Origin of the sequence: Mesorhizobium sp. B264B1B, assembly GCF_020165765.1 — a bacterium.
In the GTDB taxonomy this organism is placed as follows: domain Bacteria; phylum Pseudomonadota; class Alphaproteobacteria; order Rhizobiales; family Rhizobiaceae; genus Mesorhizobium.
Window position 1 is genome coordinate 282,119 of sequence record NZ_JAIUIS010000001.1, and the last position, 19,677, is coordinate 301,795.

The 19,677-nt window shown below is 63.3% G+C and carries 16 protein-coding genes; 15 read left to right on the top strand and 1 reads right to left on the bottom strand.

The genetic code is table 11. The annotated features are described in order from the left end of the window. Positions 1–32: 32 nt before the first annotated feature. A complete protein-coding gene (locus tag LB547_RS01310; protein WP_140760790.1) occupies positions 33–1,292 on the bottom strand; it encodes a sarcosine oxidase subunit beta in 1,260 nt (419 codons plus the stop codon). Between the two features lie 452 nt (positions 1,293–1,744). Here LB547_RS01310 and LB547_RS01315 point away from each other — a divergent pair, with 452 nt between their 5' ends. The 15 genes from LB547_RS01315 to LB547_RS01385 all read left to right on the top strand — a co-directional run bounded on the left by LB547_RS01315 (position 1,745) and on the right by LB547_RS01385 (position 19,676). Continuing rightward, positions 1,745–4,234, top strand: coding sequence for a mechanosensitive ion channel family protein (locus LB547_RS01315; protein WP_140760775.1), 2,490 nt, complete (start codon positions 1,745–1,747; stop codon positions 4,232–4,234). 154 nt (positions 4,235–4,388) lie between these two features. Continuing rightward, positions 4,389–4,652 (top strand): hypothetical protein, encoded by a 264-nt coding sequence (locus LB547_RS01320; protein ID WP_140521120.1) that lies wholly within the window; start codon positions 4,389–4,391, stop codon positions 4,650–4,652. A gap of 205 nt (positions 4,653–4,857) precedes the next feature. Beyond that, positions 4,858–6,291: a UbiA family prenyltransferase gene (locus LB547_RS01325; protein ID WP_140623250.1), complete on the top strand. Its 1,434-nt coding sequence runs from the start codon at positions 4,858–4,860 to the stop codon at positions 6,289–6,291. A 2-nt stretch (positions 6,292–6,293) separates the two neighbouring features. Continuing rightward, positions 6,294–7,646 carry an FAD-binding oxidoreductase gene (locus LB547_RS01330; RefSeq protein WP_140495631.1) on the top strand — a complete coding sequence of 451 codons (1,353 nt, stop codon included), beginning with the start codon at positions 6,294–6,296 and terminating at the stop codon, positions 7,644–7,646. A gap of 123 nt (positions 7,647–7,769) precedes the next feature. Continuing rightward, positions 7,770–8,219 (top strand): EamA family transporter, encoded by a 450-nt coding sequence (locus LB547_RS01335; protein ID WP_140760762.1) that lies wholly within the window; start codon positions 7,770–7,772, stop codon positions 8,217–8,219. Next, positions 8,216–9,223, top strand: coding sequence for an NAD-dependent epimerase/dehydratase family protein (locus LB547_RS01340; RefSeq protein ID WP_140760757.1), 1,008 nt, complete (start codon positions 8,216–8,218; stop codon positions 9,221–9,223). The genes LB547_RS01335 and LB547_RS01340 overlap by 4 nt, the downstream gene beginning before the upstream one ends. A gap of 104 nt (positions 9,224–9,327) precedes the next feature. Beyond that, positions 9,328–10,758, top strand: coding sequence for an aspartate aminotransferase family protein (locus LB547_RS01345; RefSeq protein ID WP_181173456.1), 1,431 nt, complete (start codon positions 9,328–9,330; stop codon positions 10,756–10,758). A gap of 11 nt (positions 10,759–10,769) precedes the next feature. Next, positions 10,770–12,002, top strand: coding sequence for a DUF2029 domain-containing protein (locus tag LB547_RS01350; protein WP_140760750.1), 1,233 nt, complete (start codon positions 10,770–10,772; stop codon positions 12,000–12,002). Beyond that, entirely contained in the window at positions 11,999–12,757 is a 759-nt protein-coding gene (locus LB547_RS01355) for an FkbM family methyltransferase (RefSeq protein ID WP_140760746.1), read from the top strand. Before LB547_RS01350 ends, LB547_RS01355 begins: the two co-directional genes overlap by 4 nt. A 148-nt stretch (positions 12,758–12,905) precedes the next feature. Further along, positions 12,906–15,467, top strand: a complete 2,562-nt coding sequence (locus LB547_RS01360; RefSeq protein ID WP_140521113.1) for a GcvT family protein — start codon at positions 12,906–12,908, stop codon at positions 15,465–15,467. Between the two features lie 102 nt (positions 15,468–15,569). Continuing rightward, complete coding sequence (locus LB547_RS01365) at positions 15,570–16,415, top strand: DUF1194 domain-containing protein (protein WP_140564158.1); 846 nt, start codon at positions 15,570–15,572, stop codon at positions 16,413–16,415. A 210-nt stretch (positions 16,416–16,625) separates the two neighbouring features. Beyond that, positions 16,626–16,970, top strand: a complete 345-nt coding sequence (locus LB547_RS01370) for a peptidase inhibitor family I36 protein (RefSeq protein WP_140495638.1) — start codon at positions 16,626–16,628, stop codon at positions 16,968–16,970. Positions 16,971–17,110: 140 nt separating this feature from the next. Continuing rightward, positions 17,111–18,055, top strand: coding sequence for an ABC transporter substrate-binding protein (locus LB547_RS01375; protein ID WP_140555034.1), 945 nt, complete (start codon positions 17,111–17,113; stop codon positions 18,053–18,055). A gap of 62 nt (positions 18,056–18,117) precedes the next feature. Then, complete coding sequence (locus LB547_RS01380; protein ID WP_140495640.1) at positions 18,118–18,894, top strand: ABC transporter permease; 777 nt, start codon at positions 18,118–18,120, stop codon at positions 18,892–18,894. Beyond that, positions 18,891–19,676: an ABC transporter ATP-binding protein gene (locus tag LB547_RS01385; RefSeq protein WP_140675238.1), complete on the top strand. Its 786-nt coding sequence runs from the start codon at positions 18,891–18,893 to the stop codon at positions 19,674–19,676. The genes LB547_RS01380 and LB547_RS01385 overlap by 4 nt, the downstream gene beginning before the upstream one ends. Position 19,677: the final 1 nt, after the last annotated feature.

Below are 19,677 nucleotides of genomic sequence, written 5' to 3' on the forward strand. Positions count from 1 at the left end.
GCTCGGTGAAGCCTTGCTTGGAGAGATATTGTTCAGTGCAGTCTGGGATTGGCGCCCTGGCCTTTGTCGTCGATCACCAGGCCGCGATGGAAGCGGTCGAGCGTGAAGGGGGCGTTGAGGTCATGCGGCTCGTCCTTGGCGATGGTCCAGGCAAAGCACCAGCCGGAGGCGGGCGTCGCCTTGAAGCCGCCATAGCACCAGCCGCAGTTGAGATACATGCCGGGCAGGGGCCCGGTGGTGATGATGGGCGAGCCGTCCATCGACATGTCGCAGACGCCGCCCCAGGAGCGCAGCATGCGCACGCGGGCAAGCCCCGGGAACAGCGCCAGCATCTCCCTCATCACCTCGTCGACGATGGGCAGGTTGCCGCGCTGGGCGTAGCTGTTGTAGCCGTCGATGTCGCCGCCGTAGACGAGGCCGCCCTTGTCCGATTGCGACATGTAGAAATGGCCCATGCCGAACGTGACGACCGTATCGATGAAGGGCTTCAGCGATTCGGTGACGAAGGCCTGCAGCACATGGCTCTCGATCGGCATCGTCTCGATGCCGGCAAGCTGCATCACCCGGCCGGTGCTGCCGGCCACCGCGACCGCCACCTTCTTGGCGCGGATGTCGCCGCGTGATGTGGTGACGCCGGTGATGCGGTCGCCGTCGCGCAGGAAGCCGGTGACCTCGCAATTCTCGATGATGTCGACGCCGCGCCGGTCGGCGCCGCGCGCATAGCCCCAGGCCACGGCGTCGTGGCGGGCGGTGCCGGCGCGCCGCTGCATCAGGCCGCCGACCACGGGGAAGCGTGCATCACTGGAAATATCGAGCGCGGGGATCAGGCGCTTGATTTGCGCCGGCGTCATCAGTTCGGCGTCGACGCCCAGATGGCGCATGGCGTTGCCGCGCCGTGCATAGTCGTCGAACTGGGCCGGCGTGTGCGCTAGGTTCAGGCAGCCGCGCTGCGAGAACATGACGTTGTAGTTGAGATCGTGCGACAGGTTCTCCCACAGCTTCATCGAATGCTCGTAGAAGCGGGTGTTGGCGGGCAGCAGATAGTTGGAGCGCACGGCGGTGGTGTTGCGGCCGACATTGCCGGAGCCGAGCCAGCCTTTTTCCAGCACCGCGACATTGGTGATGCCGTGTTCCTTGGCGAGATAATAGGCGGTCGACAACCCGTGGCCGCCGCCACCGATGATGATGACGTCGTAGGATGCCTTCGGGTCCGGCTTGCGCCAGGCCGGCTTCCAGTCCTTGTTTCCCTTGAGCGCGTTCGCGAGCAGCGAAAGGGCCGAGTACTCTGCCATGGATATGATGTCCGTTTCGGGCGATGCGGCAGACTATAGAGCAGGCCGCACGCGCAAAGCCAATATTGCGCCATCGCCTTTCGACTGGCCGACGCTCCGGCCACCGCCAGATCAGCGCAGGTGCGGTCGGATCAGGCGACGAGTCCGGGTGACGGGGTCCTTCGCCGGCGCGCTGTTGATGGAGCATTGAACGAAAAAACCCGCCTGTGCGGCGGGTCGTTGGCGCAACTCAGCACCATGACTGAATATCTACCATAGCTGCCTTCACCCAGTCAAGAAAAAATTCCTATCGTAAAGCTGCCGGCACAACGGGACTGGCGGTCGTCAGGTCTTTGTTGCCCCGAGTTCGGAGCCCTGGCGGTCGGATGCGACGGCTTGCCCCATGATATGGCCGTCTTTATCAAGGACAGGCAAATTCAATTGCCATTGCCGCCTTGAGTCGCCAACAAATCATGTTTTTCAAATTGCTTCGTCTCGTCTTGATGTTCGCGCTTGTCCTTGCGGCGCCGCTTTCGTTCGATGCGTCGGCGCAAGGGCTTGGCCAGGCGCCTGCCGGACTGGTCGCCGACCAGCAGAAAATCCTTCAGGACCTGACGACCAAGACCGACAATTTCGACAAGAAGATCCAGCAGGACGGTGATGACGATGCCACTCTCGTCGATATCCGCCTGCAGCTCGAGGAGCTGTCGCGGCAATCGCTGAACAGCGCGCTGGCCTTCCGCACCCGCCTTAGCGAGATCAACAGCCGGCTCGAGCAACTCGGCCCGGCACCCGCCGCCGGCCAGCCGCCGGAGCCCGATATCGTCAGCACCGAGCGCCAGGCGCTGGTCTCCGAGAAGGCCGAGATCAACGCCGTCATCGCGCAGGCGCAGACGCTGTCGATCCGCATCAGCGGGATGATCGACAAGATCGGCAACATGCGCCGCGAGCTTTTCCGCAATCTCCTGACCAAGCGCTATGTGCTGTCGGATGCACTGAGCTCGCAGGTCCTTTCCGACGCCCGCGACGAATTCGGCAATTTCTACAAGGCGGTCTCGTCCTGGCTGAGCTTCGCCTTCAGGTTCAAGTTCCAGGCCGTTCTGGCGGCAACCTTCGTGGCGCTCGGGCTGGCCCTTGTGCTTCTGGTCGGCGGCCGGCGGTTGTTTGGACGGGTGTTCGAAGCCGATCCGTCCAATGAGGACCCGTCCTATCTCAGCCGCCTGTCGGTGGCCTTCTGGTCGACATTGCTGCCGACGCTGGCGGTCGGCGCCTTTCTGGGTTCGACGATTTTCTTTTTCAACTATTACAACGTTTTGCGCGGCGATATTGGCCTCTTCCTCAATGCGCTGGCGACCGTCATTGGGGGAGTGTTCTGCGTCAACCGGCTGGCCAATGCGGCACTCGAGCCGCGTCTGCCCAACTGGCGCCTGATCCCCGTCGAAACCGGGCCGGCGCGCTGGCTGGTTCGCCTGACCACCGCCATGGCGGTGGTCATCGGCGTCAACTATTTCCTGTCGATCGTCAACGACAATATGGGCTGGCCCCTTTCGCTGACCATTGCGCGCAGTTTCGGCGCCGCGTTGATCGTCGGCGTCATTCTGATCCTGATGGCGATGCTGAGACCGTTCAAGGCGCGTGACGGAAGCTGGCGCCCGTGGCCGGCATGGCTGCGCTATACTTCGCTGGCGCTCGGGTTTTTCACCATCATCGCAGCGCTGCTCGGCTATATCGGGCTCGCCCTTTTCGTTTCGTTCCAGGTCGTCGTCACCGGCACGGCGCTCGTCACCGCTTATATCGGCTTCCTGTCGGCACAGGCGATCGGCGACGAGGGCGCCTTCGCCAATACGTCGGTCGGGCGCTGGCTGTCGGCCAATTCCAGCTACGAGGACACCGCGCTCGACCAGCTCGGCCTTGTCGTCAGCGTGGCCATCAACGTGATGATCGTGCTGGTCTTCCTGCCGCTGATCCTGTTGATGTGGGGCTTCCAACTGGGCGACGTCCAGGCCTGGGCCTACAAACTGGCGACCGGGATTAATATCGGTTCGGTGACGATTTCGGTCACCGGCATCCTGTCGGGCATCGTCGTCTTCATCATCGGCTATTTCCTGACGCGCTGGTTCCAGGGCTGGCTCGACGGTTCGGTGATGGCGCGCGGCAAGGTCGACACGGGCGTGCGCAACTCGATCCGGCTGGCCGTCGGCTATGCCGGCGTGGCACTCGCGGCACTGATCGGCATCTCGGCGGCGGGCATCGATCTGTCCAGCCTGGCGCTGGTCGCCGGCGCGCTTTCCCTCGGCATCGGCTTTGGCCTGCAGAACGTGGTGTCGAACTTCGTCTCGGGCCTGATCCTGCTGGCCGAGCGGCCGTTCAAGGTCGGCGACTGGATCGTCGCCGGCGACATCAGCGGCACCGTCAAGAAGATCAGCGTGCGCGCCACCGAGATCGAGACCTTCCAGCGGCAGTCGGTGATCCTGCCCAATTCGAACCTGATCAACAACGCCGTCGGCAACTGGACGCACCGCAACAAGCTCGGCCGCATCGACATCAAGGTCGGCGTCGCCTATGGCAGCGACGTCAAGCAGGTGCACGCCGTCCTGCTCGAGATCGCCCGCGGTCATCCGCTGGTGCTGAAGAACCCCGAACCCTTCGTGCTGTTTTCCAATTTCGGGCCTGCCGCGCTGGAATTCGAGATCCGCCTGTTCCTGGCGGATGTGATGAACGGCAACATCGTGCAGAACGATATCCGCTTCACCGTGCTGGAGACGTTCAGCGACCAGCATATCGAGATACCCTCGACGCCACGCGCGGTCGTCGAGCCCAAGCATGCGAAGGCCTGGCCGACCGACGACGACAAGATCGAGGCCGATTTCGCCGAGCAGGAACGAGCAAAGGCGGAAGCCGCGGCCGAGGCCAAACGTCTAGCCAGATCGGGACGCAAGGCGAAGAAACCTGATCCGGATTAGATCGGCGGTCGGAAGGTTTCAGGCCGTCGAAACCAATTGCGGCATGAATGCGGCATTCAGTTGCGGTTCAGCTTCCATCTCATATAAGCTCCCATGCAAAGGCGAGGATGCCTTGCGAAATGCAACAGAGGCGGTGGGAACACCGATATTGCACATGTGGAAGTCTCTCGTCGCTGCCGTCGCCTTGCTCGCCGTGAGCGGCTCGGCCCATTCCGCCAGCGCGGTCAACAAGGACGCCGAGACCCGCACGCTGATCGTGACGGAAGGCGGCAGCAAGACCGACCTGGCGTTGGCCGCCGGCGAAACCGTGGAATTCTGCCCGAATGGCTGCTTCGTCACCTTGCCCAATGGCGACCTCGAAGCCCTGACCGGCTCGGAAACGGTCGAGATCTCGGGCGGCGTCGCCCGCATCAAGTAATTTCGACGGCATGCCTTGAAAGGCCGGACATTTGTCCGGCCTTTTATTGTTTTCGGTAACAGTTGTTTAACAATGACGCCGGAAATACCGCGGCGGCAGCCGCCCACAACCGGGCGTTTTAACGTTCGTTACGCCGTCTCCCCGCTATACGTCTTGCGAAGACGCCGACAAACGGCGCGGCGGGTTCGAGGCAGGGCAGGACGACATGGACGCGCGGTCCGACGGAAACGCAATACCGCTTGCGGTCGATCTCGACGGCACGCTGATCGCGACCGACCTGCTATGGGAAGGACTGTTCATCCTTCTCAAGAAGAACCCGCTCTACATTTTCCTCGTGCCTTTCTGGGCCGCCGCCGGGCCGGCCCGGCTGAAGCAGGCCATCGCCCAGCGCGTCGATATCGATCCCGCGTCGCTGCCTTACCGCGCGCCATTGCTCGACCGCATACGGGCCGAGCATGCCGAAGGCCGCAAGATCGTGCTGGCGACAGGCACGCCGCGCAAATTCGCCGACGCCATCGCTCGCCACCTCGGTGTCTTCGACAGGGTGCTTGCGACGGACGGGGTCGACAATCTGACTTCCGGCAAGAAACGTGCCTCGCTTGTCGCGGCCTATGGCGATGGCGGCTTCGACTATGCCGGCAACAGCCGCCATGATCTCCAGGTTTTCGATGCGGCACGCAGCGCGATCGTGGTGGCGCCGGACCGCCACGCCGCGCGCTGGCAGGCGGCGCATGGCGCCGAAACCATGTCGGCGCCGAAACCGACATTGCGGACCATCGTCAAAATGCTGCGCGTGCATCAGTGGCTGAAGAATTCGCTGATCGCGGTGCCGATGGTGCTGTCGCATGAATATTTCAACGCCGGCATGATCTGGGAGTGCGTGCTGGCGTTCATCTCGTTCAGCGCGGTGGCGTCGGCCATCTATATCCTCAACGATTTCTTCGACCTGGCGCTTGACCGCAAGCATGCCACCAAGCGTCACAGGCCATTCGCCAGCGGCGCGCTCTCCATCCCGTTCGGGATCGGCGCGATCGCGGTGCTGCTGGCGATCGGCATCGGCACAGGACTGTTTCTGGCGCCCGAATTCCTCGCCGTGCTCGGCGGCTACATGGCTGTCACCACGGCTTATTCGCTGTCATTCAAGCGCATGCTGCTGGTCGACGTGCTGACGCTGGCCGGCCTCTACACGATCCGCGTTCTGGCGGGCGCGGCCGCGACCGGCGTCGAGGTCTCGTTCTGGCTGCTCGCCTTCTCGATCTTCTTCTTCCTGTCGCTGGCGCTGGTGAAGCGCTTCGTCGAATTGCGCACCACGGCCATTCCACCCGGCGAGCGCATTGCCGGGCGCGGATATCGCACCGAGGACCAGGAGATTGTCGCTCAGGCCGGCATGGCTTCGGCCTTCTCCTCGGCACTGGTGCTGGCGCTCTACATGGACAGTGTCGCGGTGCGTGAGCTCTACCCGCATCCCTGGCTGATCTGGCCGCTGCCGCCGATCGTGCTTTATCTCACCATGCGGGTCTGGATCCTGGCGCGTCGCGATGAGATGCATGACGATCCGGTCGTGTTCATCATCCGCGACTGGCGCAGCCAGATCGTGGTGCTGATCGGCGCCGTGCTGCTGGTGATTGGGGGCTGGTAGACATGGCCGGCGAGCGCTTCGACAGCTTCGGGCGCGCGACGTTGCCCGCGCCCCGCGTCATCGGCATCGATGACGCGATCGTGTTGCTGAAGGGCGGCCAGGCCAGGCAAGCCTCGCTGCTTGCTTATGGCAATGGCAGATCCTACGGCGATTCCTGCCAGAACGAGGCCGGCGCGGTCGTCGACATGCGGCCGCTGAACCGCATCCGCGCCTTCAATGCCGAGACCGGCCTTCTCGAAGCGGATGCGGGCGTGCTTTTGTCCGACATCATTGCCCACGCCGCGCCCTACGGCTTCTTCCCGGCAGTCGTTCCGGGCACGCAGTTCGTCACGCTCGGCGGCGCCATAGCCAACGACGTCCACGGCAAGAACCATCACCGGCGCGGCACGTTCGGCTGCCATGTCGAAAGCCTCACGCTGCTGCGGTCCGATGGACAGACCTACCGCTGCTCCGCCACGGACAATCCGCGGTTGTTCCGGGCGACGATCGGCGGCATGGGGCTGACAGGCCTGATCCTGTCGGCCTCGATCCGGTTGATGCGGGTGCATTCCCTCGACATCATCGAGAAGGTGACGCCGTTTCGCGACCTGGGCGAGTTCTTCGACCTGGCCGAGGCGGCGGACCAGGCCAATGAATATGCCGTCGCCTGGATCGATCAGCTCGCCGGCGGCAGGCGCAGCGGGCGCGGCCTGCTGTTCACAGGCAACCACGCCGAGCATGGCTCGCACACCGCCGCGCGTGCCGGCGGCAATTTCGCGGTGCCGTTCCAGCCGCCTTTCAATGTGCTCAGCCGGCCGTTCCTGAGCGCCTTCAATGCGGCCTACCGATGGCGGAAGGGCCGCTCTGCCGCGCCGCGCCAGGTCGGCTACCAGGACTTCTTCTTCCCGCTGGACGGTGTGCGCGATTGGAACAGGCTTTACGGTCCGAACGGGCTGTTCCAGCACCAGAGCGTTGTGCCGGAAGAAGCCGCGCGTGAAGCGGTGCCGATGCTGCTCGCGGCTGCCAGGCGGGCGGGGCAGGGCTCGTTCCTCACTGTTCTGAAACGCTTCGGCGGCGTCCGATCCCCGGCGCTGCTCTCCTTCCCGCGGCCTGGCTACACGCTGACGCTGGATTTCCCCAACAGGGGAGCCGCGACCCTGGCATTGCTGGATGAACTCGACCGCATCGCCATCGGAGCCGGCGGAGCGGTCAACCCCTACAAGGATGCGCGCATGAGTGCCGCGACCTTCGCCGCGTCCTTTCCGGAGTGGTCGCGGCTGGAGGCGCAGCGCGATCCGGCCTTCATGTCCGGCTTCTGGGCGCGCACCGCGAAAAACATCGACCTGGGAAGGCGGGGCGCCGAGGCCGCCGAATAGATAAAATTGAAATGGATCTTGGTTAGCGACTGGTTAACGAGGAGATTTACTCAAAATATCCTTGTGAGTTCACGAAATCTTTTCGGGTTTGTAATAGAAGGCGTCACGGGTGGGTGAGCAGCTATGAAATATATCGTCTTCATTCTCTTTACGGTCATGACCAATGCGGCCGCGCAGCTGATGCTGAAGCAAGGCATGATGTCGCTTGGGCCGATCTCGTTCGAAGGCGCCAACCCGCTTATCAAGCTGTTGCAGATCGTCTTCAGCCCCTGGGTGTTCCTCGGCCTGTGCACCTTCGTCATTTCCATGGCCTCGCATCTCTACGTGCTGTCCAAGGTCGAGCTTTCCTTTGCCTATCCCTTCCTTAGCCTCGCCTATGTCGCCGTCGCGGTCTTCGCCTATTTCGTCTTCCGCGAGGACCTCAACGGCTGGCGCATCGCGGGTATCGCCTGCATCTGCGTGGGCACGGTGCTGATCGCCCAAAGCGGCCGAGACCTGGGTGACCGGGGACATGACGAACAGACCGTTTCCATCACTCCCGACAAGATCGGCACCAGCGAGATCGTTCGATGAGACATGTGATTTTCGGCGGCGACGGCTTTGTCGGCCGCCACCTTGCCCCGAAGCTCGTGGCGGATGGCGAGGAGGTTGTCGTCGCCGACATCGTCAAGAGCGACCTGGCGCATTATCGCAACGTCGGCTTCATCCATTGCGACGTGACCGATCCCGCATCGGTGGCGGCGGTTGGGCTGAAGGCCGACGACATGGTCTATAATCTGTCGGCAAAGATGCTGTCGCCGATCCAGGTGCGCGCCAAGCGGCACGATTTCTTCTTTCCGGTCAATTTCCATGGCACCGAGCATATCATGCAGGCGATGGACAAGGCTGGCGCACCCAGGCTTGTCCACTACACGACCGACATGATCTACGGCCATACGGTCACCTTCCCGATGACCGAGGAGCATCCGGTCGCGCCGCTCGGCGAATATGGCTGGTCGAAGCAGAAGACGGAGGAACTGGCCGCCGAATGGCGCAAGCGCGGCATGTCGATCTCGCTGTTTCGTCCGCGCCTGATCATCGGTCCCGGCCGCCTCGGCATCCTTGAAAAACTGTTCAAGCTGATCGACTGGAACCTTCCGGTGCCGATGATCGGCTCGGGCCGGAATCCATACCAGTTCATTTCTGTTTTCGATTGTGCGGAAGCTGCCCGCGCGGCCTGGAAAGCCGGCGTACCGAACGAGGCCTATAATCTGGGTTCGCTCAACCCGCCGCCGGTAAGGAAATTGCTCGGCGACCTGATCAGGCATGCCGGTTCGAAATCGATCCTGATTCCGACGCCGGGCTGGGCGGTGAAGCGCACGCTCGACCTGCTCGACCTGATGAACCTGCCGATTATGGATCCCGAGCAATATCTGATCGCCGACGAGGAGTGCGTGCTCGACGTCTCCAAAGCGGGACGCCAACTCGGCTGGGTGCCGCAACATCGCGACGAGGACATGCTGATCGCCGCCTACAGCGAATACCGCGCCAGGAAGGCCGGCCACGCCGTCGCCACCAAACATGTGCCCGCCGAATAGCAGCCCGCCAACAGTTTCATCTGCGCACGATCCCCGATCCTGCGCGCGGACAGGAGATTGAAATGACCGTCATGGCCAAACCCGATCAGGCGAGCGCGCGCACCATGGTCAGCGCGCCGGCGCTGTCGCCAGCCACCATCGCCAAGCCTGACCTGATCAGCGTCGAGCAGGCCAAGGCGATGGACGTCGCTGCGATGACCGACCTGTTCAAGGCGCATCTCAACCCGGGCCAGCTGCATTTCATGAAGCTGCTCGGCTTCCACAAGATCAAGATCGAGCGCGCCGAGGGCATGTTCTACATCGACCAGAACGGCCGCAAGATCCTGGATTTCTTCGGCGGCTTCGGTTCGCTGGCCTTCGGCCACAACCATCCGCGCATCCTCGAAGCGCGCAAGAAATTCCAGGAGGAGAAGCGCCAGGAGATCGCCATCGCCTTCATGTCGCAATATGCGGCCGCGTTGGCCCACAACATCGCCAAATGTTCGCCCGGCGATCTCGACATGGTGTTTCTGGGCTCGTCCGGCTCGGAAGCGATGGAAGCGGCGGTAAAACTCGCCGAGCGTGCCGCCGGCCCGAAGCGGCCGAAAATCGTCTATGCCGAGAATTCCTTCCACGGCAAGACCAAGGGTGTGCTGGCGATCACCGACGGCCAGCTCTACCGCGCCGATTTCAAGGTGGCGGACAATGCGGTCCGGATTCCGTTCGCCGACATCGAAGCGGTCGAGCGCGCATTCCGCGCCGATCCCGAGATCGGCGTCATCGTGCTGGAAACCATCCAGGGCGGCGGCGGCATCATCCAGGCGCCCGCGGAATATTGGCAGAAGCTGCGCGCATTGTGCGATCAATACGGTGTGCTGTGGGTGGCCGACGAAGTGCAGTGCGGCTATGGCCGCTCCGGCCGCTTCTATGCTTTCGAACATTATGGCGTCGTTCCCGACGTGACGGCGCTCGCCAAGTCGCTCGGCGGCGGCAAGGCGGCGGTCGGCGCGATGGTCGCCAGGCGCGAGATCTATATGAAGGCCTACGGCACGCCGAAGACGGCGATGATCCATGCCATGGCGACTTTCGGCGGCATGGGCGAGGCCTGCGTCACCTCGATCGAAGCGCTCAACGTTCTCTATGACGAGGGCCTGATCGACAATGCCGCCGCTACCGGCGAGTACCTTTTGCAGCGCCTCCAGGCACTGAAGGACAAATACCCCAAGATCATCAAGGACGTCCGCGGCAAGGGGCTCATGATCGGGCTCGAGTTCCATGATTTCTCGCAGACATTGCCGACCGTGTTGCGGCCGGTGGTCAGCGTGCTTGACGACAAGCTGAAGGGTTCGCTGTCGGGCTTCATCGGCGCGCTGCTGCTGCGTGACTATGACGTGCTCGTCGCCTTCACCGAGTACAACCGCAACGTCATCCGGCTCGAGCCGCCGCTGATCTGCCAGCGCGAGCATGTCGACCGGTTCGTCGATGCTTTCGACAGCCTTTTGTCGCGCGGCATTGTGGGAATCGTGAAGGATTTCGTCAAAAGCCAGGTTCGTTGAGCCCCACGACGATGCTGACCAAGTCGCCCACTCCGCAAAACCCGCTCGACCGGCTCACAGCGGCCGGCCTGGCGTGGGGCGAGGGGACCTATGCGCGGCTGGCGGCACCCATCGGCGCGGCGGCTTTCGCGCTCTACATCCTTTTGACGGCGCTGACGGCCTGGGTGATGCCCGATGCCAATTGGGACATGCTTCCCTATCTCGCCATATCAGAGGAAGGCACATACCCCGATGCGCAGGCGCTGCATGATTATGCCTACAACGCCGTCAAGGCCGGGATCTCGGCAGGTGACTACAAGACGCTAACCGATGATGGCGGCGGCTTCCGCAGCCACATGGCGGAGAATGCCGCCGACTTCCATTCGCTGCTCGGCATGTACCGGATCAAGTTCCTCTACGCCGAGATCCTGTCGACGCTGAGCGCGGCGATGTCCCCGGTCGAAGCGATGCGGCTGGTGCAGGTGGCCTCGGTGCTGCTGTTCGGCGCGATCACGCTGCTCTGGCTGCGCTCGGAAAAGGCCTTGGCGCTGGCGCCGGTGATCGGCGCGGTGTTGATCATGGCCGATTTCGGCGATGCGGCGCGCGCCTCGACGCCGGATCTGCTGACTTCGGCGCTGCTGCTCGGCGGGCTTTACGCCTATGTCAGGGGCCGCGAGGCGGCGACGGCGATCCTGCTCTTCCTCGCCTTCATGGTGCGGCCGGACAATATTGTCTTTCTTGCCGTTTTCGCCGTTCTGCTCATCGCCTTCCGGCAGCAGGCATGGGGTGCGCTGGTCGGTTTTGCGGCGTCCTTCGTCGCCTATTTCGCCATCTCGCACTGGGCGCATCATCCTGGCTGGTGGCCGCATCTGTGGTTCTCCAGCGTCGAGCAGCACTACAACATGGACGGGTTCGAGCCGCCGTTCTCCGTCGTTGCCTATCTCAAGGCATTTGCCGCATCGCTGCTGCGCGCCGTCAACCTGAACAGCTGGGTCGGCGTCTCGGTGCTGGCGCTGGCCGGCTGGTACGCGGTCGGCCGTGCCGGCTTCCGGCTCGACCGACGCGCCGGCATTCTGTTCGCGGCGCTCGTGCTCGGCGCGCTGGCTAAATTCACCGTCTTCCCGATCCACGACACGCGCATCTATTTCCCGCATCTGGTTCCGCCATTCCTGTTGCTGGCCACCCCTTTCATGGCGCTGTGGGCGACAGTCGGCCGTGACCAGCACCGCGCCGTCTTGCATGTCATTCCCGGAGACACGCCATGAGTTCGCTGTCCAGCCTGACGCGCATCGCGCTGTCGCTTGGCCTTCCGGCCGGTTTGCTCGACCGGGGGCCGTCGCTGCGCGGCACGAAATTCCTGGCCGGGGCGGCATTGAAAGCGCGCCTCGGCGGGACAAGGCGGCCCTTCCAGATGGTCAATGTCGGCGCCTGCGACGGCGCGCTGTTCGACGACGTCACGCCCTGGCTGCATCGCATTCCAGGCGCCCGTGCCCTGCTGGTCGAGCCGATCCCCTATAACCAGAAGCGCCTGCGCGCCAATTATCCCGATACCAGCCGCTTCATCATCGAGCCGGTTGCCGTCACGAAAACAAGGGGGACGATCACCGTCCACACCTTCGATGCCGCCGCGCTCGAGGCCGGCACGCTGCCGATCGAGTTCATCGGCTGCTCCTCGGTTACCGACACCAACCTGATGTCGGGCAAGAATGCCTGGGGCGAGGATGACGTGAATTTCAACAAATTCGCGCCCTATCTCAGGGACATCGAAGTGCCGTCCGAGACCTTGCAGACATTGCTCGACCGCAACGGCATCAGCCATATCGACGCCTTCCTCGTCGATTGCGAGGGCGCAGACTGGATGGTCTTCGAGCAACTCGATCTCCAACGCTACCGTCCGGGCATGATCAAGGTCGAGGTCGGCGCACTGCCCGCTCCGGAGATCGGCCAGATCGTGGTCAAGCTCAAGACCGCCGGCTACCAGGTCGGTTTCCAGGCCGAGGACATCTGGGCCTTCGCCTGACGGCAGCGATTTTCCTGATCCAAATCGGGTCGCGACGCATTCGCGGCGTGTCGCAAACAGGCGGTAGCGCGCTCATCGTCGTCTGCATATTGTGCGCCGATCAGACGGGCGCCGACGCCGCCCGCAACAGCACCTGGAGTCGCGGGCAATGGCAGAGTTTCCGAACAAGGCGAAGGTCGTCATCATCGGCCTGGGTGGCATTGTCGGCGCGTCGATCGCCCATCACCTGATCGAACGCGGCTGGGACGACATTGTCGGTATCGACAAATCAGGCATCCCGACCGACATCGGCTCGACGGCGCACGCTTCCGACTTCTGCTACACCACCAGCCACGATTTCCTGTCCTGCTGGACGACGCTCTACTCCATCGATTTCTACGAGAAGATGGGCCATTACGCGCGCATCGGCGGCCTCGAAGTCGCGCGCGTCGGCGATGACAGCCGCATGGACGAAATCAAGCGCAAGATCGCCTCGGCCAAGGCTTTTGGCACGCGCGCCCGGCTGATCGAACCGGCCGAGATCAAGGAGAAATTCCCGCTCATCGAAGAGGCAATGGTGCAGGGCGGCCTGTGGGATCCCGACGCCGGCCTGGTCATCCCGCGCTCGCAGACGGTCGCCGGCAAGCTCGTCGACCAGGCGGAAGCCTCGGGCAAGCTCAAATCCTTCGCCAACACGCCGGCCCGGTCGCTCGTTGTCAAGGACGGCCGCATCAGCGCCGTGGTGACTGACCGCGGCACCATCGAGGCCGACTACGTCATCGTCTGCGCCGGCATCTGGGGGCGGCTGATCGCCGAGATGGTGGGCGAGGACCTGCCCGTCATGCCGATCGACCATCCGCTCACCTTCTTCGGCCCCTACAACGAGTTCGCTGGCACGGGCAAGGAGATCGGCTGGCCGCTGCTGCGCGACCAGGGCAATTCCGCCTATATGCGCGACACCGGTGATCCCAAGACCGCCGAGGGCGGGCAGATCGAGTGGGGTTACTACGAAGAGACCAATCCACGCCTTTGCCATCCGCGCGACCTGCTCGAGAAGGACCAGGCCCGGCTTTCGCCTTCGCAGCGCGACCTCGACATGGAGCAGATCCTGGCGCCGCTGGAGCGCGCCATGGAACTGACGCCGATCCTGGGCGAACTCGGCTACAACGAAAGCCATTCCTTCAACGGCCTGCTGCAGGTGACGGCGGATGGCGGTCCGTCCATGGGCGAGAGCCAGAAGGTGAGGGGGCTGTGGTATGCCGTCGCCATCTGGGTCAAGGACGGCCCCGGCATGGGCAAGCTCATCGCCGACTGGATGACGGACGGCCGCACCTCGATCGACCATCACGCCATCGACTATGCGCGCTTCTATCCGCACCAGACCAAGGAGCAGTTCATCTGGGATCGCTGCACCGAGACGGCGATGAAGGTCTACAATCCTGCCGTGCATCCGCGCGAGCCCTTCTCCAAGGGCCGCAATATCAGGCGCTCGCCGTTCTGGGAGCGCGAGAAGGAACTCGGCGGCTATTTCATGGAGCTGGGCGGCTGGGAGCGCGCGCACGGCTATGCCGCCAACGAGCATCTTCTGGAGAAATACGCCAACCGGGTGCCGGTGCGCGAGAACGAATGGGACAACCGCCATTTCTGGCGCGTGTCCAATGCCGAGCATCTGGCGATGAGCGAAGACTGCGGCATCGTCAACCTGTCGCACTTTTCGATGTATGACATCGAGGGACCCGACCACGTCGCGCTGCTGGAGTGGCTGTGCGCGGCCAAGATCGGCGGCGACAACAATATCGGCAAGGGCATCTACACCCACTTCCTCGACGAGGAAGGCATGGTGCGCGCCGACTTCACGGTCATCCGCATGGCCGACCGCTGCCGTTTGATCGATGGCGCAGACGCCGGCCCGCGCGACTTCCAGTACATGCGCCGCACCGCGCAGGATAAAGGTTTCGATGTCACCATCACCGATGTGACGGAAAAATACGTCACCATCGGCATCTGGGGCCCGAACGCGCGAGCAACCCTGCAAAAGGTGGTCGAGAATCCCGAGGGCCTTGCGCTGGAGAATTTCCCGTTCGCCGCGATCAAGCCGATCCGGATCGCCGGCAAGGACGTCACCGCCTTCCGCATCTCCTATGTCGGCGAACAGGGATGGGAACTGCACATGCGCTACGAGGACGGCCTGGCCGTCTGGGATGCGCTGCGCTCGACCGGCGTCATGCCGTTCGGCGTCGAGACCTATGCCAATACGCGGCGCATGGAAAAGAGCCTGCGTTTGCAGAATGCCGATCTGCTCACCGAGTACAACCTGCTCGAGGCCGATCTTGCCCGCCCGAAAGTCAAGGAGAACGACTTCTGCGGCAAGGCCAAGCACCTGGAATACCGCGCCCGCGAGCACCAGCCGGCGATGCTGTGCACGCTGGTGATGACCGAAAACACCGATTCCAAGGGTGTGGCGCGTTATCCGGTGGGCACGATGCCGGTGCTGGACCCCGAGACCGGCGAGACGTTGGTCGACGAACTCGGCCGCCGTTCCTTCACCACGTCGGTCGCCTACGGCCCGACCATCGGCAAGAACATCGCGCTCGCCTATCTGCCATGGGCCTATGCCCAAGAGGGCCGCAAGCTGAAGGTGGAGTATTTCGGCGAGACCTATCCGGTCGAAGTCGCTGGTGTCGGCTACAAGCCGCTCTACGATCCGGAGAATCTGAAGCCGAGAAGCTAGGCAACCTCCCAGCAGGACTCGTGAGCAAATTTTTGGATAAGCCCGGCGGCCAAGGTCGGGCTTTTCTCTTTTTCGGCTGGCGATTCTGGCTTACCCTGCGGCATGTCTGCTTTTGCTCGCGCAAGACATCTGCTTTCAGGCGCCGCCGCCCTGGCGCTGATGCTGTGGCTGGCCCCGGTGTCGCTCGCGGACGAACCCGTCGACGTCGAACTGGTGCTGGCGGTCGACGTCTCGCTGTCCATGTCGGCGGACGAGCTCGAGATCCAGCGTCGCGGCTACGCGGCTGCATTGACGCACGATCATGTGCTGCAAGCCATCGCCGCCGGCGCTTATGGCAGGATCGCCGTTACTTATGTCGAATGGGCTGGCACCAACTCGCAGCACGTCATCGTGCCGTGGACGGTGATCTCCACTCGCGCCGACGCCGAGCAGGTGGTGGCGCGGCTGTCCGCCCAGCCTCCCAACAGCGCGCGGCGCACGTCTATCTCCGGCGCGCTGGAATTCGGCGCGGACCTTTTCGCAGAAAGTGGCTTTCAAGGGACGAAGCGGGTCATCGATATTTCCGGCGACGGCCCCAACAACCAGGGCGCGCCGGTCGATATCATCCGCGACGAGGTGGTCAAGCAAGGCATCGTCATAAACGGCTTGCCGCTGATGACCCGCGGCGGTTTCACCAGCGCCTACGATGTCAACGATCTCGACCGCTATTACAGCGACTGCGTCATCGGCGGTCCCGGAGCCTTCATGGTTCCGGTCAACGACTGGACGCAGTTTCCCGAAGCTATCCGCCGCAAGCTTGTGCTTGAGCTCGCCGGCCCGGCCTCGCCGCGGTCGGTTGACCAGGCCAATCGTCCGCCGGTGGTGCTGGCGCAGGCCGAACAAACCAGCGATTGCCTGGTCGGCGAAAAGATGTGGCGCAACCGCAATTGGATGCTCGATAGCCGCTGAGAAATTCCAGAAAAAGCGCATAGCGCTTTGCCGGTACGCGCGTAACGCTTTCCCTTTGGAATTGATTGAAAAAAATAGTTAAAGCGGTTCGGCGTTTCCGTGAAATGCCGAACTGTTCCAGGCTTGCCAGTCCGGCAGAAGCAGTGGCAAACTGATCTTGCCGCGCCATCCGGCGGGCGGGGTGACGCGGTCAAACCGAGGAAACACCAGATGAGACGTCTAGCTATCCTGACTGCGGTCGCGTCCATGCTTTACGCCGACGGCGCCAGCGCCCAATACGACGATCAGGCCGCCTGCATCATGTTCGAAAATGGCAATTTTCGCGGACGGTCGATCGCGCTCGGGGCCGACGATTCGGTCAATTTTCGCGGCCGCGAGTTCTGGAACGACCGCGTGTCGTCGGTGATCGTTCGCCGAGGCTGCACTCTCGTTGCCTATGAGGATTCGCGCAGGGGAGGCCGATCGATCGAGATCAGGCGCAGGGTCCGCGATTTCGGCGGTAGCGACTGGAACGACCGAATCTCGTCCGCGGAGTGCTACTGCGACCAGTATTGACGACAAGGTCCTCGGCCTTGCCGTTTTGTGGCGGCAAGGCGAACCTTCGTCGCCGACGATGTGGGCAAACACGGCCCTGTTCATTGACAGCCGGGCGGCGTCCGTGAACATTCCCCCAGAGAAAACAAAGGGGAACTGACATGAACAGGACCATTATCCTTACGCTGGCGCTTGCCGCCGGCTTGTCCGCGCCGGCGACGGCCGCCACATCGGTCACTATCGGGATCAGCGGCTGGACCGGCTTCGCGCCGCTAACGCTCGCCAAACAGGCGGGACTCTTCGAGAAGCACGGCCTCGACGTGACCTTGAAGAAAGTGCCGCAGGCCAGCCGCCCGCTCGCCATCGCCAGCGGCGACCTGCAATGCGCCGCCACCACGGTCGAGACGTGGCAGGTGTGGAACGCCAGCGGCGTGACCACCAAGCAGATCTTCCAGCTCGACAAATCCTACGGCGCCGACGGCATCGTGGTGCGCAACGACATCAAGACCGTCGCCGACCTCAAGGGCAAGACTGTCGCGTCCTCGGCGCCGGGCACCTCGCCCTATTTCCTGCTGGCCTGGGTGCTGAACAAGAACGGCATGTCGACAAAGGATGTCACGGTCGTCAATCTCGAGCCGGACGCGGCGGCGCAGGCCTTCCTTGCCGGCCAGAACGACGCGGCCGTCACCTATGAGCCGTTCATCTCGGCCGTGCGCGACAAGGCCGACCAGGGCCACATATTGGCGACCACGCTCGACTACCCGATGGTGCTCGACACGGTCGGCTGCACGCCCGAATTCCTCAAAGCCAATCCGGACGCCGCTAAGGCGCTTGCCGACAGCTATTTCGACGCGCTCGACCTGATCAAGAAGGACCCGCAGAAATCCTACGGCATCATGGGCGCGGACGTGAAACAGTCGGCCAAGGAGTTCGAGGATTCGGCGAAGTACCTGAAATGGGCCGACCGGGCGGAGAACAAGCAGTTCTTCACCAAGGAGTTCCAGGATTTCTCCAAGACCGCCGGCGAGCTTCTGCTGCAGATGGGGCTGATCAAGGAAGCGCCTGACGTCTCCACGCTGGCCGATACCAGCGCCGTGGCGAACTGAGCGGCCGCTGTCTTGCGGCGGCGCCCCGCGCCGCCGTTTCGCTTCCACAAGGACCGTTGTAAATGCCGCGCCCCCTGCATCCGATCTCGCCGGGCACGCGAACCGTGCTCGGCATTTCCTTCTTCGTGCTGTTCGTCGTTTTCTGGGCGTGGATCACGCTTGGCGGCCACGTCAACCGCATCTTTCTCGCCGATCCGCTGTCGATGCTGCGGGATGGCTGGCGGCTGCTGGTCGAGGACCGGTTCTGGCTCGACATACTGATCACCATCTGGCGCGTCTTCGGCGGCTTCGTGCTGGCATCGGCCGTCGCCGTGCCGCTGGGCATAGCGATGGGCGCGTGGAAACCTGTCGAGGCCTTCCTGGAGCCGTTCGTCTCCTTCGCCCGCTACCTGCCGGCCTCGGCCTTCATTCCGCTGCTCATCCTTTGGGCCGGCATAGGCGAACTGGAGAAGCTGCTGGTCATCTTCGTCGGCTCCGTGTTCCAGATCATCCTGATCATCGCGGTAAAGGTCGGCTCCACGCGTCGCGATCTCGTCGAGGCGGCCTACACGCTCGGGTCCACGGACAACGGCATCGTCAAGCGTGTGATCATGCCTGCCAATGCGCCCGAGATCGCCGAGACGCTGCGGCTGGTGCTCGGCTGGGCTTGGACCTATGTCATCGTCGCCGAACTGATCGGCTCGTCGTCGGGCATCGGCTACATGATCATCAACAGCCAGTCGCGGCTGGCAACGGGGCAGATCATCTTCGGCATCATCGTCATCGGACTGATCGGCCTGTTGTCCGACCTTGCCTTCAAGGCGCTTAATCGTTGGCTCTTCCCATGGAGCCTGGCATGAGCAAGCTTCTCATCGAGGGCGTCTCGCGCACGTTCGCCGGCGTGCGCGGCGGCTCACCGGTCCAGGCGCTGATGCCTGTCGACCTGGCGGTCGCGGCCAATGATTTCATCACCATCCTGGGACCTTCGGGATGCGGGAAGTCGACGCTCTTGCGCATCGTCGCCGGGCTGGAGGCGCCGAGCGAAGGGCGCGTGCTGCTCGACGGCAAAGCGGTGATCCGGCCGGGGCCGGATCGCGGCATGGTCTTCCAGTCCTATACGCTGTTCCCATGGCTGACGGTCGCCGAAAACATCGCCTTCGGCCTGCGCGAACGCGGCATGGCCGAGCGGGAGAGGGGCGAAATCGTCGCCTCCTATATCGACCTCGTCGGGCTGAAGGGCTTCGAGAACCACTGGCCGAAGCAACTTTCCGGCGGCATGCAGCAGCGCACGGCGATCGCCAGGGCGCTGGCCAATGACCCCGCGATCCTTTTGCTGGACGAGCCGTTCGGCGCGCTCGACAACCAGACGCGCGGGCTGATGCAGGAGTTGCTGCTCGGCATCTGGGAACGGCGCAAGAAGACGGTTCTGTTCGTCACCCACGACATCGAGGAGGCGATCTTCATGGCATCGCGCGTGGTGGTGATGACGGCCAGGCCCGGCCGGATCAAGTCGGACGTCGCCATCGACCTGCCGCACCCGCGCCACTACACGCTGAAGACCAGTCCGGAATTCTCCGTGTTGAAGGCGCGGCTGACCGAGGACATCCGCGTCGAGGCGATGCGATCGACAGAGGTGCTCTGAG